This window comes from Roseateles subflavus (genome assembly GCF_030285365.1).
GTDB classification, from domain to species: domain Bacteria; phylum Pseudomonadota; class Gammaproteobacteria; order Burkholderiales; family Burkholderiaceae_C; genus Roseateles_B; species Roseateles_B subflavus.
This window is the reverse complement of record NZ_JASVDS010000002.1, coordinates 79,655-93,223: the sequence shown is the minus strand read 5'-3', so window position 1 is coordinate 93,223 and position 13,569 is coordinate 79,655. Positions and strand designations below refer to the sequence as shown.

Below are 13,569 nucleotides of genomic sequence, written 5' to 3'. Positions count from 1 at the left end.
GGAGCTCCTTGCGGTCATGGGTCCGTCACTGGTTGCTGGCCGCCAGCACCTCGGAGAGGTCGGTCAGGCCGGCCAGCACCTTCTCGATGCCATCCTGGCGCAGCGTGCGCATGCCGGCCTGCAGGGCCAGCTGGAACATCTCGGCGGCAGGCGCCCGGCGGCGCACCAGCCCTCGCAGCGGCTCGTCGGCCACCAGCAGCTCGTGGATGCCGAGCCGGCCCCGGTAGCCGCTGCCCCCGCAGGCGTCGCAGCCATGGTGACGGTACTGCACCAGCCGGCCGTCCACGCCGAAGCGCTCGCGCCAGCGGGCCAGCAGGGCCTCGGTCGTCAGCCCGGGCGGCGGGGTCTGGAGATAGAGCTGCGCCAGGGAGTGCGCGGCCCGGTCGTCGAGCGGCTCCGCGACCCGGCAGTCCCGGCACAGCCGGCGCACCAGCCGCTGCGCCAGCACGCCCAGCAGGGAGTCGGAGAACATGAAGGGGTCCAGCCCGATCTCGAGCAGCCGGGTCACGCTCTCGGGCGCCGAGTTGGTGTGCAGCGTGGACATCACCAGGTGGCCCGTGAGCGAGGCCTCGATGGCGATGCGCGCGGTCTCTTCGTCCCGCATCTCGCCGATCATGATCACGTCCGGATCGGCCCGCAGAAACGTCCGCATCGCCGCCGCGAAGGTCCAGCCGATGCGGGCGTTGACCTGGACCTGGCGCAGGCCTTCCTGTGTGATCTCGATGGGGTCCTCGGCGGTCCAGATCTTGCGCTTGTCCTCGTTGAGCTCGCGCATCACCGAGTGCAGCGTGGTCGTCTTGCCGCAGCCCGTGGGACCGCAGATGAGCAGCAGCCCGTAGGACTTGGCCATCACCCGCCGCAGCCCGTCCAGATTGCCGGGCGACAGGCCGATCTCATCCAGCGGCAGCGGCTTCATGCCTCCCAGCAGGCGCAGCACCACATCCTCCAGGCCGGTGTTGGTGGGCACCGTGACCAGACGCAGCTCCACCGGCGGGCCGCCGAAACGGCTGAAGTCGATCTTGCCGTCCTGGGGGCGGCGGTGCTCCGAAATGTCCAGGTCCGCCATGATCTTCAGGCGGGCGATGAGGGCGAAGCGCACCCGCGTGGGCAGCTCCAGGTAGCGGACCAGATCACCGTCGATGCGCAGGCGCACGCGCACCGGACGCGGGGCATCCGAGGCCTCGATGTGGATATCCGAGGCGCCCAGCTCGACCGCATCGGCGATGAGCCGGTTGACCAGGCGCACGAGCGTGTTGTCCGACTCCGCCACCACGCCGACCTCGGCGTCGCCCGTCAGGCCGTCGGACTCCGCCAGCTGCTGGGCCAGTTCGCGGATGGTCGTGGCCTGCACGTCCGGGGCGAGGGCCTTGTCCGGGGCCTCGCCGGCCCCCCGCGCGGCGCTCGTCAGGTCCTGCTGGTAGGCCCGGGCTATGGCGGGCAGCAAGGTGCCGGGCCGGGCCAGGACCGGCCGCACGTGCAGCTCGCTGACGAAGCGCAGCACGTCCAGCAGGTGCTGGTCCCAGGGGTCCGCGACGGCCACCACCAGCTCGTCGGCCCGCACCATCAGCGGGCAGACGGACTCGCGCAGCGCGATCATGCGGGGCACCTGGGCCAGGGCCTCGGGCTCGGGGCGCACGCGGGCCAGGTCCACGGTGGGCACGCCCTGCCAGGAGGCGAGCATCTGCCGCAGCTGAGCCGGGCTCAGCACGCCGTCCTTGACCAGCTGCTCACCGAGCGGCAGATGGGGCACCGCCCCGAGCTGCCGGCTCAGGGCCCGCTGCAGCTGAGGCCGGCTCAGCAGACCGGCGGCGATCAGGGCCTCGCCCAGGCGGGCCGCGCGCGTGCCATGGCCCGTCTGCATGTGGCGCCAGAGCTGATCCAGGTCGGTGTGGACCTGGGCTCCGGCGGGCGGCGGCGCCGCGGTGTGGGTCAGATCCTCCAGGGCGGCGGGGACGGTGTCGTGCTCGTACTGCAGCTTCGTATCCATGCAACAAAGTGTGACAGCACGGGCGCAATCCGCACAATGTGCAGATTGCACCGCCGCCACGACTCGCTGCACCACACCGCCGATTCTTGAGCCATGTCAACGCCGGGTGGCCCGTCCCGGCCCGCCGCGTCCTCAGGCCAGCCGGCCGCTCTGGAAGTCGCGCACCGCCTGCATCAGCTCGGCTTCCGTGTTCATCACGAAGGGGCCGTACTGGGCGATCGGCTCGCCCAGCGGGCGGCCGGCGATGAGCAGCAGCCGGGCCCCCGCCTCGCCCGCCTGCAGGCGCACGCCGTCGCTGCCGGGCGTGTTGGCGAGAAGCGCCATGCGCTGCTGCGGCACGGTGCAGCCGCTGTCGAATCGCACGGCGCCGCGGTAGACATACACGAAGGCGTTGTGCGTGTCCGGCAGGGCATGCTCGAAGCTGGCGCCAGGCGGCAGGTGGACGTCCAGGTAGACCGGTTCGGTGTGCTCGCGCTGCACGGCGCCGGCCACGCCGCGGTGGGTCCCGGCGATGACGCGCACGACCGTGCCGTCCTGCGTCCATTGCGGGATCTCGCTGCTCGGGATGTCGCGGTACCACGGCTCGCAGAGCTTGTTGCGGCCGGGCAGGTTCAGCCACAGCTGGAAGCCTTCCATGCGGCCCTCTTCCTGCTCGGGCAGCTCGGAATGGATCACGCCGCGCCCGGCGGTCATCCACTGCACGCCGCCGCTCTGCAGCAGGCCTTCGTGGCCCGCGGAATCGCGATGACGCATGCGCCCTTCAAGCATGTAGGTGATGGTCTCGAAGCCGCGGTGCGGGTGGTCGGGGAAGCCGGCGATGTAGTCGTCGGCCTTGTCCGAGCCGAAGGCGTCGAGCATCAGGAAGGGGTCCAGGCGCTGCTGCAGCGTGTGGGTCAGCACGCGCGTGAGCTTGACGCCGGCGCCGTCGCTGGTGGGCTGCCCGGCCACCAGGCGTTCCACCAGGCGGGGTTGGGTCAGCGGGAGCGTGTCGGTCGACATGAGAGATCTCCTTTCGATACGCCTCGGCCGGCGCGGCCCGCAGGCGCCCCGGCTCAGAGACCGCGGCGGCGGGGCCAGTGGGCCCAGGCCACGGCACAGAGGCAGCTGATCATCAGCACGCTGAACTCCATGCCGCCTTCACCCGGGCCAACGACATACCAGCCCAGGGGGTAATGAAACACCACGATGCCCGTCAGCAGCACCACCACATGGGCGACGCAGGCCGGCACCACCAGGCGCCCGGCCAGCATCAGCAGGCTGGCGGCGGTCTGCGCCAGCAGCACGATCCAGGCCAGCACGCCGCCGTAGGGGAAGCCCAGCGAGGACAGGTACTCGCCGAAGCGCGGAATGTTCTCGAGGTGGGCATAGCCATGCAGCGGATGCATGAGGATGACCAGCGCCACGGCCACGCGCACCAGCGCCACGCTGACATGCGCCTGCGTCGGCGCGCTGCGAATCCAGGTCGAGATCATCCTCTTGCGCTCCTCGTGCGGGGCCGTGACCGGCCTTGTCGAAATCGAATTGCGCGCGATGGTGCCATGCCCGGCCCCGCACCCCGACGCCGTGGCGCCGGGGACTTACCCTCAGGCGGGCTGGGCCTCGCCCTGGCCCTGCAGCAGCGACGCGATCTGCTCGCGCGCGGCGGCCAGGCCCTGCGCCTCGGCGTCGGGGCCCATGGACAGGCCTTCGGCGTAGATGAAGTGCAGGTCCGTCATGCCCAGGAAGCCGAGCACCGTCTTGAGGTAGGGCACCATGGTGTCGCTCGGTTGGTCGCGGTAGATGCCGCCACGGGTCAGGACGATGTAGACCTTCTTGCCCCCCAGCAGGCCCTCGGGGCCGTTGGCGGTGTAGCGGAAGGTCACGCCGGCCTTGGCGATGGCGTCGATCCAGTGCTTGAGCTGGGTCGGGATGCCGAAGTTGATCATGGGCACGGCCAGCACCAGGGTGTCCTGGGCGCGGACCTGCTCGATCAGCGCCATGTCCTGGGCGACGCGGGCGGCCTGCGCCTCGCTGCGCTGCTCGGCCGGCGTGAACAGGGCCTGCAGCGTGGCTTCATCGAGCGCGGGCAGATTGCGCTGGCCCAGGTCCAGGATGTCCAGGCGGGCCGCCGGTTGGCCTGCGCGCAGGGCGGCGACCAGCTCATTGGCCAGGCGGGTGGAATGCGAGCCTTGGCCATCGTCTTGAAGGCGGCGGGCGCTGCTGTTGATCTGCAGGATGTTCATACCGGGCTCCTTGCTCGCCGCAGGGCGGCGTGTTGTTGGCATGGCTGAACTTTATTGATCGCAAGACAGCACCAGAAGACCATCGAATGGATAAGATTGTTCCACCAACGGAACAATCACCATGAGCCTGGATGCCGACGACCTGCTGCTCTTTGCCCGCGTGATGGAGGCCGGCAGCTTCAGCCGGGCCGCCGAGCGCCTGCACCTGCCCAAGTCCACCGTCTCGCGCCGCATGGCGGCCCTGGAGGACCGGCTGGGGGAGAAGCTGCTGCAGCGCTCCACCCGACGCCTCGCGCTCACCGACTTCGGCCAGGGCGTGCTGGAGCATGCCCGCGTGGTGGCCAGCGAGGTCGACGGTGCCCTGGCGCTGGCGCTGCACCGGCAGCAGCGGCCGCGCGGCCGCCTGCGCGTCTCCATGCCCGGGGACTTCGCCCAGCAGGCGCTGCCGGAGATGCTGTCCGCCTTCGTGCGCGACAACCCCGAGGTGCAGCTGGAGCTGGACCTCTCACCCCGCCGCGTGGACCTCATCGCCGAGGGCTTCGATCTCGCGATCCGCATGGGCACGCTGCCGGAGGACTCGCAGCTCGCGGCCCGCCGCCTGGCCCTCATCGGCACCGGGCTCTATGCCTCGCCGGGCTATCTGGCGCGGCACGGCGAGCCTCAGCTGCCGCAGGCGCTGACTAGCATGCACGGCCTGATGATCCTCAGCCGCCATGGGGACGCCGTCCCCTGGAAGCTGCGCCGCGGGCACGAGGGCGCCTGGGCGCTGTGGGAGGGGCAGCCTCAGCTCAAGACGCTGGTCAACGCCCCTGACATGCTGCTGCGCCTGGCCTGCGCCGATGTCGGCATCACGGCGGTGGGCGCGCACTTCGCGCAGCCCTTCGTGGACCGGGGCGAGCTGGTGCGCGTGCTGCCCGACTGGGAGCTGCTGCCCACGCCCTGCTGGGCCGTGTTCCCGGAGCGTCGGCTGATGCCGCTGCGCACGCGTGCCTTCCTCGATGCGCTGGTCGCCACGCTGAGCCGCTGCCCGAGCAGCGCCAGCGGCGCCTGACGCTCCCCCGGATGCCGACCCCGCAATGAAAACGGCCCCGAGATGGGGCCGTTCAGGCAGGGCGGGCGGCCGCGTCAGTCGAGCTTGAAGCCGATCTCGACGGTGGCTTCGCGCTGCTTGGGGATGGGCGCGAACTTCCACTGCTGGACCGCGGCAATCGCGCTCGAGGCCAGGCGCTTGTTCGGATTGCCGAGCGTCTCCACCTTGGTCGTGGTGCCGTCCGGCTTGACCTGGAAGCGGACCATGACGGAGCCGTTGCGGATGTTGCTGACCAGTTGGCGCGGGATGTCCGGATCGACCTTCTGGATCAGGCGCAGCGCGACTTCCTCTTCAGGCTCCGGCTGCGGCTGGGGCGCCGGGCGGGTGGGTTCGGTCGGCGGCGGTGCCGGCGGCGTGGCGGGAGCGGTGGCGACCAGCTCGGCCTTTGGCGCGGGCTCGGGCTCGCGGGCCGCGACCTGGGACTCCTGGCTGGCGGCCGGCGCGGGCACGGAGGCGGCGGCCTGCGACGGTGCGGCGGCAGCGGCCGTCACGGCCGGCTTGGGCGCCGGTGCCGCGGCCTTGGCCGTGGGGGCAGGCTTGGGGGCCGGCGCCGGGGCCTCCGGCTTGGTGGCGTGCGAGGCGTGGAACTTGATCCATTGCAGGACCTTGTCGGCATCGCGCTTGGCGCGGTCGGAATCACTCAGCCCCGAGGCGGAACCGGCCTTGCCGGCGGGCTCCGCCGTCTGGGCGGACACGGCTGCGCTCAGCAGCAACTGGCAGGCCAGCGCCAGCGCGGTGGCGGAATACAGCTTGGTGGACATGCTCATTGCAACCCTAAGACCCCTGGCACGGTGTCGTGCCATCCCGTGAACAGCGGAACCTCTGCGGGCTCGTCCGTCGTTTTGATTCAGAAGTTGGCGGTCTCTTACGCCTATGACTTCCGGAAACAAGTGTCCTCCACCGGTCTGCAACCGGCACTGCGGGATTCCACCAAGCCTGCGTGCAGATCGCACGCTTCCTCCTATACACTGGCGCCTTGCTCCGGGGAGCCCTGATGCGCCAAGGCGATGGCCTTGGCGTCGGGCTGAGACGTGGTGGAAGCCATGGACCCGCTGAACTTGATCCGGTTCGTACCGGCGTAAGAAGAGCCTGCCAGCCCGTGCCTCCTGCCGGGGCTGCGGGCCCTGGCACCAGGGCCGCCATCCGCGAGATGGCGCACCCGCGGCGACCCGGGCCCCACCCCGCACCCACGCCCCGCTGGCGCCCTCGCGCCCCGACGGTTCCTGCTCGGCCTCCGGACCCAACCTGGAGACCGCATGAACAGCCTCACCGATCCGGGCCTCGCCGACGGCAGCCCCCTGGCCCCATCCCTGACCCTGACCCGCGAGCCGCTGCCGGCCTCGCGCAAGGTCCACCTGAGCGGCCGGATCCACCCGGACCTGCGCGTGCCCCTGCGCGAGATCGCGCTGACCAACGGCGAGCGCATCAGCGTCTACGACCCCTCCGGCCCCTACACGGACCCGGGCGCCACCCTCGACGTCAGCAAGGGCTTGCCTGCGCCACGCGCCGCCTGGGTCGAGGCGCGCGGTGACACCGAACCCTACGAGGGCCGCCCGATCCAGCTGATCGACGACGGCCTGCGGGACCAGGCGCAGCAGCTGCGCCTGCGCGAGCTCAGCGCCGGCCTGCAGCGCCAGCCGCGCCGCGCCAAGGCGGGCGCCAACGTGAGCCAGATGCACTACGCACGCCGTGGCATCGTCACGCCCGAGATGGAGTACGTCGCGATCCGCGAGAACCAGCGCCTCGAGTGGATGCGCGAGTACGAGGCCGACGCCGAGCGCCAGCAGCGCCTGGCCGGCAATGCCTTCGGGGCCAGCATTCCGGACGTCATCACGCCGGCGTTCGTGCGCGACGAGATCGCCCGCGGCCGCGCCATCATCCCCGCCAACATCAACCACCCGGAGCTGGAGCCGATGATCATCGGCCGCAACTTCCTGGTGAAGGTCAACGCCAACATCGGCAACTCCGCCGTCACCTCTTCCATCGAGGAAGAGGTCGAGAAGCTCGTGTGGGCCACGCGCTGGGGCGCCGACACGGTCATGGACCTCAGCACCGGCCGCAACATCCACACGACCCGCGACTGGATCATCCGCAACAGCCCCGTGCCCATCGGCACCGTGCCCATCTACCAGGCGCTGGAGAAGGTCGGCGGCGTCGCCGAGGACCTCACGTGGGAGCTCTTCCGCGACACCCTCATCGAGCAGGCCGAGCAGGGCGTGGACTACTTCACCATCCACGCCGGCGTGCGCCTGCCCTTCGTGCCGATGACGGTGAAGCGCCGCACGGGCATCGTCTCGCGCGGGGGCTCGATCCTCGCGAAGTGGTGCATCGCCCATCACCGCGAGAACTTCCTCTACACGCACTTCGAAGAGATCTGCGACATCATGAAGGCCTACGACGTCAGCTTCTCGCTGGGCGACGGCCTGCGCCCCGGCTCGCTGGCGGACGCGAACGACGAAGCGCAGTTCGCCGAGCTGCGCACGCTGGGCGAGCTCACGAAGATCGCCTGGAAGCATGACGTGCAGACCATGATCGAAGGCCCCGGCCACGTGCCCATGCACATGATCCAGGCCAACATGACCGAGCAGCTGAAGCACTGCGACGAGGCGCCCTTCTACACCCTGGGCCCGCTGACGACCGACATCGCGCCCGGCTACGACCACATCACCAGCGGCATCGGCGCCGCGATGATCGGCTGGTTCGGCTGCGCCATGCTCTGCTACGTCACGCCCAAGGAACACCTCGGGCTGCCCGACCGCGATGACGTCAAGCAGGGGCTGATGGCCTACAAGATCGCCGCCCACGCAGCCGACATCGCCAAGGGCCACCCCGGCGCGCGCGCCCGCGACGACGCGCTCTCCAAGGCCCGCTTCGAGTTCCGCTGGGAGGATCAGTTCAACCTCGGCCTCGACCCCGAGACGGCGCGCGAGTTCCACGACGAGACGCTGCCCAAGGACAGCGCCAAGGTGGCCCACTTCTGCTCCATGTGCGGACCGAAGTTCTGCTCGATGAAGATCACGCAGGACGTGCGCGACTACGCGGCGCAGCTCGAGCAGGAGGCCGGCATGCAGGCCAAGAGCGCGGAGTTCAAGGCGCAGGGCGGGGAGCTCTACATCCCCATCCAGAAGGCCTGAGCCCCCGGGAGCACGCATGAGCGCGACCATCGCCATCGCGGGGGCCGGCCTGGCCGGGCGACTCTTCGCCTGGGCCCTGGCCCGGGCCGGGCACCGGGTGCAGGTCTTCGACGCAAGACCTGGCCCCGAGCCGATGTTCGACGGCCTCGGTGCCGCCGCGTTCACCGCAGCCGGCATGCTCAGCCCGCTGGCCGAGCTGGAGAAGGCGGACGTCGCCATCGCCGCGGCGGGCTGGCGCTCGCTGGCGCTGTGGCCCGGCCTGGTGCAGCAGCTGCGTCGGTGCCGGCCGGTCGGACTGCAGCTGAACGGCAGCCTGCTGCTGGCCCAGCGCAGCGATGGCGGTGCCGCCCGGCGCGTGCTGGACCGCCTGCAGCAGCCGGGACTCGGCGCTTTCCCGACGCCGCAGGCGCTGGACCCCGAGGCCCTGGCCGCCCTGGAGCCCGCGCTGCGACGCAGTGCCGGCCTGCAGGCCTGGCTGCTGCCCGGCGAGGGCCTCGTGCACCCGCTCGAGGCCATGGCCGCGCTGCAGGCCGACGCCGCCGGCGTGGCCTGGCACTGGTCCATGCCCGCCGTGCAATGCGAGGCCCACCGGCTGACGCTCGCGGACGGCCGCGGCCTCGATGCCGACTGGGTCATCGACTGCCGCGGCCTGGGCGCCCGGTCGCAGCTGCCCGCCCTGCGCGGCGTGCGCGGCGAGGTCATCGCCCTGGAGGCGCCGGGCCACGGACTGACGCGGCCGGTGCGCCTGCTGCATCCGCGCCATCGCGTCTACCTCGTGCCCCGCACGGCGGACCAGCTGCTCATCGGCGCCAGCGAGATCGAGAGCGAGGACCGCAGCCCGGTGAGCCTGCAGAGCGCCGTCGAGCTGATGGCGGCGGCCCACAGCGTGATGCCGCAGCTCGGCGAGGCCCGCATCACGCGCCTGGACCGCAACCTGCGCCCGGCACTGCCCGACCACCAGCCCCACCTCCACCACGAAGCCGGCCTGCTGCGCCTGAACGGGCTCTACCGCCACGGCTGGCTGCTGGCGCCGGCCCTCGTCGACCAACTTCTCCGGCGCAGCGGCCTCGGCGCGCTGCCCGACCCCGCATGAAACCTGCCATGACGCCACGCATCGATCACTACGCCACCACCGTGCCCAGCTCGCTGCGCGTCCACCTGGACGGCCAGCCCATGGAAGTGCCCGACGGCTGCACGCTCGCCCAGCTGCTGAGCCTGCTCGGCCAGGCCCAGGAGGCCGCCGCGACGGCCGTCAACGGCCAGCACGTGCCGCGCGAGCATCGCGGCCTGCATGAGCTGCGCGAGGGCGACCACATCCTCCTGTTCCGTCCCATCGTGGGCGGTTGAGACGCGCCATGGACGATCTCCTGCACATCGACGGCCGTGCCTTGCGCAGCCGCTTCTTCATCGGCTCGGCGGGCTACCCGAGCCCCCAGATCCTGAGCGAGGCCATCCGGGCTTCGCAGAGCCAGGTGCTGACCGTGGGTCTCAAGCGCAGCCTCCAGGGCGCCGGGGACAACGGCGCCGTGGCACTCGCCCTGCAGTCCATCCAGGCCCAGGGCGGACACCTGCTGCCCAACACGGCCGGCTGCCGCAGCGCGCGCGAGGCCGTCACGCTCGCGCACATGGCGCGGGAGCTGTACGGCACGGCCTGGGTCAAGCTCGAGGTCACCGGCGACGATCACACGCTGCAGCCGGACCCCTTCGAGCTGCTCGACGCCGCCGCGCAGCTGGTGCGCGACGGCTTCACCGTCTTCCCCTACTGCACCGAGGACCTGGTGCTGTGCCGCCGACTGCTGGAGGTGGGCTGCGCGGTGCTGATGCCCTGGGGCGCGCCCATCGGATCCGGCCAGGGCCTGCTGCACCGCCACGGTCTGCGCACGCTGCGAGAGCGGCTGCCGGACGCCGTGCTGATCGTCGATGCCGGCCTGGGTGCCCCCTCGCAGGCGGCGGAGGCGCTGGAGATGGGCTTCGATGCCGTGCTGCTGAACTCGGCCGTGGCCCAGGCGCGCGATCCCGTGCGCATGGCGGCGGCCTTCCGCGATGCCGTCCTCGCCGGCCGCACGGCCCGACGAGCCGGGCTGATGGCCCCGCAGGACTTCGCCGTGGCCAGCACGCCGGTGGGCGATCACGCCTTCCTGCTGGGATGACGACCATGGCGACCCTGACGACCGCCCTGCCCCACCCCAGCCTGCCCTCACCCTGGTTCGAGGCCCCGGACCCTGCGCTGACGCAGCTGCCCGACTGGACGCAGGAGGCCACGCCCCCCGTCATCTGGAGCGTGGCCGGCCACGACAGCGGCGGTGCGGCAGGCCTCAGTGCCGACGCCCGGGCCGCAGCGGCCTTCGGCGTCCATCTCTGCCCGGTGGTCGCGGCCATCACCGCGCAGAACTCGCTCGGCGTGCAGGCCTTGCATCCCGTGCCGGCCGCCCAGATCCGCCATCAGCTCGCCGCGCTCGCGCAAGACCTGACCCCGCGCGTCATCAAGACCGGCCTGCTGGGCAGCGTCGAGGCCATCGAGGCGCTGCTGGAGACGCTCGCCGCCCTGCGCGCCGATGGTCGGCGCGTGGACCTGGTCGTGGACCCGGTGCTCGGTGCCAGCGCGGGCGGTGCGGCCTTCTGCAGCGACGCCCTGCTGCAGGCCTGCCGCGAGCGCCTGCTGCCCCAGGCCACCCTGGTCACGCCCAACCGGCGCGAGGCGCTGGCCCTGCTGGCGCACCTGCCTGGCGCCGCGTCTCGCGAGGCGCTGGATGTCCCCGCACTCGCGGCGGCCCTGCGCCAGCATCTCGCCCCCCAGGCGGGCGTCTGCATCACGGGGGGTGACGACGCCCTGCCCGTGCCTGGCGCGCAAGACCTGGCCCTCGACTGGCTGGACTTGCCCCCGCACGCCGGCCCGGGGCTGCGCGGCTGGATGGCCCTGCCGCGCCAGCAGCAGACGCCCCTGCACCATCACGGCAGCGGCTGCACCTTCGCCAGCGCCGCGGCCGCCGCACTGGCCCGGGGCTTCCCGCCGGCCGACGCGCTGGTGCTGGCCAAGATGTGCAGCTGGCACGGCCTGCGCCAGGGGCATGCGGCCGGTGCGGGTGCCGGTCCGCTGCGCCCGGCGGCCTCCTTCATCCACGCCCCCGAGGCCCTGCCGGTGATGGGATTCGGCGACGAGACCCGCCCCGACGCGGCCACCCTCGCCCGCTGGCAAACGGTGCTGACCGGTGCCGCCGAGCCCGGCGCCTTCGCGCCCGGGCTCTACGGCATCGTCGAGGACGAGGAACGCCTCGCGGCCGTGGCGGGCTGGGGCCTGCCGCATCTGCAGCTGCGCAGCAAGACCACCCCCGGCCTGGATCCCGCGTCACTGCGGGCACGCGTCACGCGAGCCGTGCAGTGCATGCGCGACCATCCGGGCACGCAGTTCTGGATCAACGACCACTGGCAGCTGGCCCTGGAGGTCGGGGCCACCGGCCTGCATCTGGGCCAGGAGGACTGGGCCTGCCTGGACGCGATGCAGCGCCGGCGGATCCTGGACAGCGGCATGGCGCTCGGCCTGTCCAGCCACAGCCTGTGGGAGCTGGTGCGGGCACGCGGGCTGGCGCCGCGCTACATCGCCTGCGGCCCCGTCTGGGCCACCACGACCAAGCACATGCCCTGGCTGGCCCAGGGTCTGAGCCAGCTGGCGTGGTGGGCGCGCATGGCGGGGCGGCCGGTCGTGGCGATCGGCGGCGTGCTGGAGGCGGCTCAGGTGGAGGCGGCCGCGCGCTGCGGCGTCTCGGCCGTCTGCCTCGTGCGCGGGCTGGATGCACAGCGCCTCACGGCCTGCCGTGCCGCCTGGGAGGCCGGTCGATCCTGATGGCGACGGCGCTTCGCCAGCGCTGGCTCAGCGGCTGAGCCCCCGGGCTTCGATCGCCCACAGCGCCTCCACGCGCCCCTGGCGATGCACGACCAGCTGATCGTGCAGGTTCAGCGTCGGGTCGCAATGCCCGGGCACCAGCAGGACCTGCGTTCCCAGCGCCGGCTTCGCCGAGCCGGGTGCCCGGCATTGCAGGAGGCCGTGCTCGTCGTTCGCGGAGACATAGTCCCAGCGCGGGCTGCGCCCGCCGGCTTCCCAGACCCAGGGCATGCCGGACTCCGCGCTGAGAGACTTGAGTCCGGCATCGAGCACCGCACGGTCTCCGACGCCCTCGCTCATGACGGTGCTCGCCAGCAGCAGCGCGTGCTCGAAGCGCAGGCCTTCATCGGCGACGTCGTTGCGGCCGTAGTCGGCGTCCATGAAGACGTAGGAGCCCGGCTGCAGCTCGGTGTACAGCCCGAGGCCGAGGTCGAAGGCGGCACTGCCCGTGCCGCCGCCGGTCACCGTCTCACACACGACGCCCTGGGCCTGCAAGGACTGCAGCACCGCCGCCGCGCGGTCGGTGGCGCGCTGCACGGCCTCACGGCGCGCCTCGACGCCACGCACATGCTGCAGCGCTCCCTGGTAGGCCTGCAGCCCCTTGAAGCGCAGGGTGTCGGGGTACTGGCACAGGGCGTCGATCAGGCGCAGCACGGCGTCGGCATCGGCCACACCGCAGCGGTCCTGCCCGATGTTGATCTCCACCAGCACGTCCAGGCGACTGCCCGCCGCCTCGCAGGCCTGCGCCAGCTGCTCGACCTGCAGCTCGTGGTCCACGCAGACGCTCAGCCGCGTGCGCCCGGCGAGCCGGGCCAGCTGGCCGGCCTTGGCCGCCCCCACGACCTCGTTGCTGATGAGGATGTCCGGGATGCCCGCCTGCACGAAGGGCATCGCCTCGCTGACCTTCTGGCAGCAGATGCCCACCGCCCCCGCCGCCATCTGGGCCTGCGCGATGGTCACGCACTTGTGTGCCTTGGCATGCGGACGCAGCGCCACGCCGGCGGAGTCCGCGGCGGCCTGCATCTGCCGGACATTGCGCTCGAAGGCATCGAGATCCAACAGCAGGGCGGGGGTGTCCACGGCCGGGAGCGGGTCGCCGGGGCGGGCGACCGGCGGCAGGGTCAGCAGGGCGTCGGAGGCAGTCATGCAACCATTGTGGCGCAGGACACTAGCGCCGCAAAGGCGTGCACGGCGACGAGGCGGCACGGCGGCGTCGCCCCTCGCGCAGCGGACCCTCCGCCCTGCCCCCAAGCGGC

The 13,569-nt window shown here is 72.0% G+C and carries 12 protein-coding genes and 1 riboswitch; of the genes, 6 read left to right on the top strand and 6 right to left on the bottom strand.

Features of this window, described 5'->3' with window-relative positions; all coding sequences use genetic code 11:
• Nucleotides 1–25: 25 nt before the first annotated feature.
• The 4 genes from QRD43_RS06200 to QRD43_RS06185 all read right to left on the bottom strand — a co-directional run bounded on the left by QRD43_RS06200 (nucleotide 26) and on the right by QRD43_RS06185 (nucleotide 4,209).
• A complete protein-coding gene (locus tag QRD43_RS06200; RefSeq protein WP_285981624.1) occupies nucleotides 26–1,987 on the bottom strand; it encodes a GspE/PulE family protein in 1,962 nt (653 codons plus the stop codon).
• Nucleotides 1,988–2,119: 132 nt separating this feature from the next.
• Nucleotides 2,120–2,986, bottom strand: a complete 867-nt coding sequence (locus QRD43_RS06195; RefSeq protein WP_285981623.1) for a pirin family protein — start codon at nucleotides 2,984–2,986, stop codon at nucleotides 2,120–2,122.
• A 53-nt stretch (nucleotides 2,987–3,039) separates the two neighbouring features.
• Nucleotides 3,040–3,459 carry a DoxX family protein gene (locus QRD43_RS06190; RefSeq protein WP_285981622.1) on the bottom strand — a complete coding sequence of 140 codons (420 nt, stop codon included), beginning with the start codon at nucleotides 3,457–3,459 and terminating at the stop codon, nucleotides 3,040–3,042.
• 111 nt (nucleotides 3,460–3,570) lie between these two features.
• Entirely contained in the window at nucleotides 3,571–4,209 is a 639-nt protein-coding gene (locus tag QRD43_RS06185; RefSeq protein ID WP_285981621.1) for an FMN-dependent NADH-azoreductase, read from the bottom strand.
• A 121-nt stretch (nucleotides 4,210–4,330) separates the two neighbouring features.
• Here QRD43_RS06185 and QRD43_RS06180 point away from each other — a divergent pair, with 121 nt between their 5' ends.
• Entirely contained in the window at nucleotides 4,331–5,260 is a 930-nt protein-coding gene (locus QRD43_RS06180; RefSeq protein ID WP_285981620.1) for a LysR family transcriptional regulator, read from the top strand.
• A gap of 74 nt (nucleotides 5,261–5,334) precedes the next feature.
• Here the strand turns inward: QRD43_RS06180 and QRD43_RS06175 are convergent, their stop codons facing one another.
• The gene (locus QRD43_RS06175; RefSeq protein ID WP_285981619.1) at nucleotides 5,335–6,060 is read right to left on the bottom strand and encodes a TonB family protein; all 726 of its coding nucleotides are present in this window, start codon (nucleotides 6,058–6,060) and stop codon (nucleotides 5,335–5,337) included.
• 211 nt (nucleotides 6,061–6,271) lie between these two features.
• A riboswitch (TPP riboswitch) is annotated at nucleotides 6,272–6,401 on the top strand.
• 154 nt (nucleotides 6,402–6,555) lie between these two features.
• Between QRD43_RS06175 and thiC the strand changes: the two genes are divergently transcribed.
• From thiC to QRD43_RS06150, 5 genes are read left to right on the top strand one after another with little or no spacing between them, the layout of a single operon-like run.
• Nucleotides 6,556–8,433, top strand: coding sequence for a phosphomethylpyrimidine synthase ThiC (thiC, locus tag QRD43_RS06170; RefSeq protein ID WP_285981618.1), 1,878 nt, complete (start codon nucleotides 6,556–6,558; stop codon nucleotides 8,431–8,433).
• A 16-nt stretch (nucleotides 8,434–8,449) separates the two neighbouring features.
• The gene (locus QRD43_RS06165; protein WP_285981617.1) at nucleotides 8,450–9,526 is read left to right on the top strand and encodes an FAD-dependent oxidoreductase; all 1,077 of its coding nucleotides are present in this window, start codon (nucleotides 8,450–8,452) and stop codon (nucleotides 9,524–9,526) included.
• Nucleotides 9,527–9,534: 8 nt separating this feature from the next.
• Nucleotides 9,535–9,780 carry a sulfur carrier protein ThiS gene (gene thiS / locus QRD43_RS06160; RefSeq protein ID WP_285981616.1) on the top strand — a complete coding sequence of 82 codons (246 nt, stop codon included), beginning with the start codon at nucleotides 9,535–9,537 and terminating at the stop codon, nucleotides 9,778–9,780.
• An 8-nt stretch (nucleotides 9,781–9,788) separates the two neighbouring features.
• Nucleotides 9,789–10,583 carry a thiazole synthase gene (locus QRD43_RS06155; RefSeq protein WP_285981615.1) on the top strand — a complete coding sequence of 265 codons (795 nt, stop codon included), beginning with the start codon at nucleotides 9,789–9,791 and terminating at the stop codon, nucleotides 10,581–10,583.
• 5 nt (nucleotides 10,584–10,588) lie between these two features.
• Nucleotides 10,589–12,274, top strand: coding sequence for a bifunctional hydroxymethylpyrimidine kinase/phosphomethylpyrimidine kinase (locus QRD43_RS06150; RefSeq protein WP_285981614.1), 1,686 nt, complete (start codon nucleotides 10,589–10,591; stop codon nucleotides 12,272–12,274).
• Between the two features lie 27 nt (nucleotides 12,275–12,301).
• Here QRD43_RS06150 and QRD43_RS06145 read toward each other — a convergent pair whose 3' ends face one another.
• Nucleotides 12,302–13,459 carry a DSD1 family PLP-dependent enzyme gene (locus QRD43_RS06145; protein WP_285981613.1) on the bottom strand — a complete coding sequence of 386 codons (1,158 nt, stop codon included), beginning with the start codon at nucleotides 13,457–13,459 and terminating at the stop codon, nucleotides 12,302–12,304.
• Between the last annotated feature and the right edge of the window lie 110 nt (nucleotides 13,460–13,569).

Excerpts from the sequence above, each read along its gene's own strand:
- QRD43_RS06200 (WP_285981624.1), bottom strand. The coding sequence starts at position 1,987 with ATGGATACGAAGCTGCAGTACGAGCACGACACCGTCCCCGCCGCCCTG.
- QRD43_RS06195 (WP_285981623.1), bottom strand. The coding sequence starts at position 2,986 with ATGTCGACCGACACGCTCCCGCTGACCCAACCCCGCCTGGTGGAACGC.
- QRD43_RS06190 (WP_285981622.1), bottom strand. The coding sequence starts at position 3,459 with ATGATCTCGACCTGGATTCGCAGCGCGCCGACGCAGGCGCATGTCAGC.
- QRD43_RS06185 (WP_285981621.1), bottom strand. The coding sequence starts at position 4,209 with ATGAACATCCTGCAGATCAACAGCAGCGCCCGCCGCCTTCAAGACGAT.
- QRD43_RS06180 (WP_285981620.1), top strand. The coding sequence starts at position 4,331 with ATGAGCCTGGATGCCGACGACCTGCTGCTCTTTGCCCGCGTGATGGAG.
- QRD43_RS06175 (WP_285981619.1), bottom strand. The coding sequence starts at position 6,060 with ATGTCCACCAAGCTGTATTCCGCCACCGCGCTGGCGCTGGCCTGCCAG.
- thiC (WP_285981618.1), top strand. The coding sequence starts at position 6,556 with ATGAACAGCCTCACCGATCCGGGCCTCGCCGACGGCAGCCCCCTGGCC.
- QRD43_RS06165 (WP_285981617.1), top strand. The coding sequence starts at position 8,450 with ATGAGCGCGACCATCGCCATCGCGGGGGCCGGCCTGGCCGGGCGACTC.
- thiS (WP_285981616.1), top strand. The coding sequence starts at position 9,535 with ATGACGCCACGCATCGATCACTACGCCACCACCGTGCCCAGCTCGCTG.
- QRD43_RS06155 (WP_285981615.1), top strand. The coding sequence starts at position 9,789 with ATGGACGATCTCCTGCACATCGACGGCCGTGCCTTGCGCAGCCGCTTC.
- QRD43_RS06150 (WP_285981614.1), top strand. The coding sequence starts at position 10,589 with ATGGCGACCCTGACGACCGCCCTGCCCCACCCCAGCCTGCCCTCACCC.
- QRD43_RS06145 (WP_285981613.1), bottom strand. The coding sequence starts at position 13,459 with ATGACTGCCTCCGACGCCCTGCTGACCCTGCCGCCGGTCGCCCGCCCC.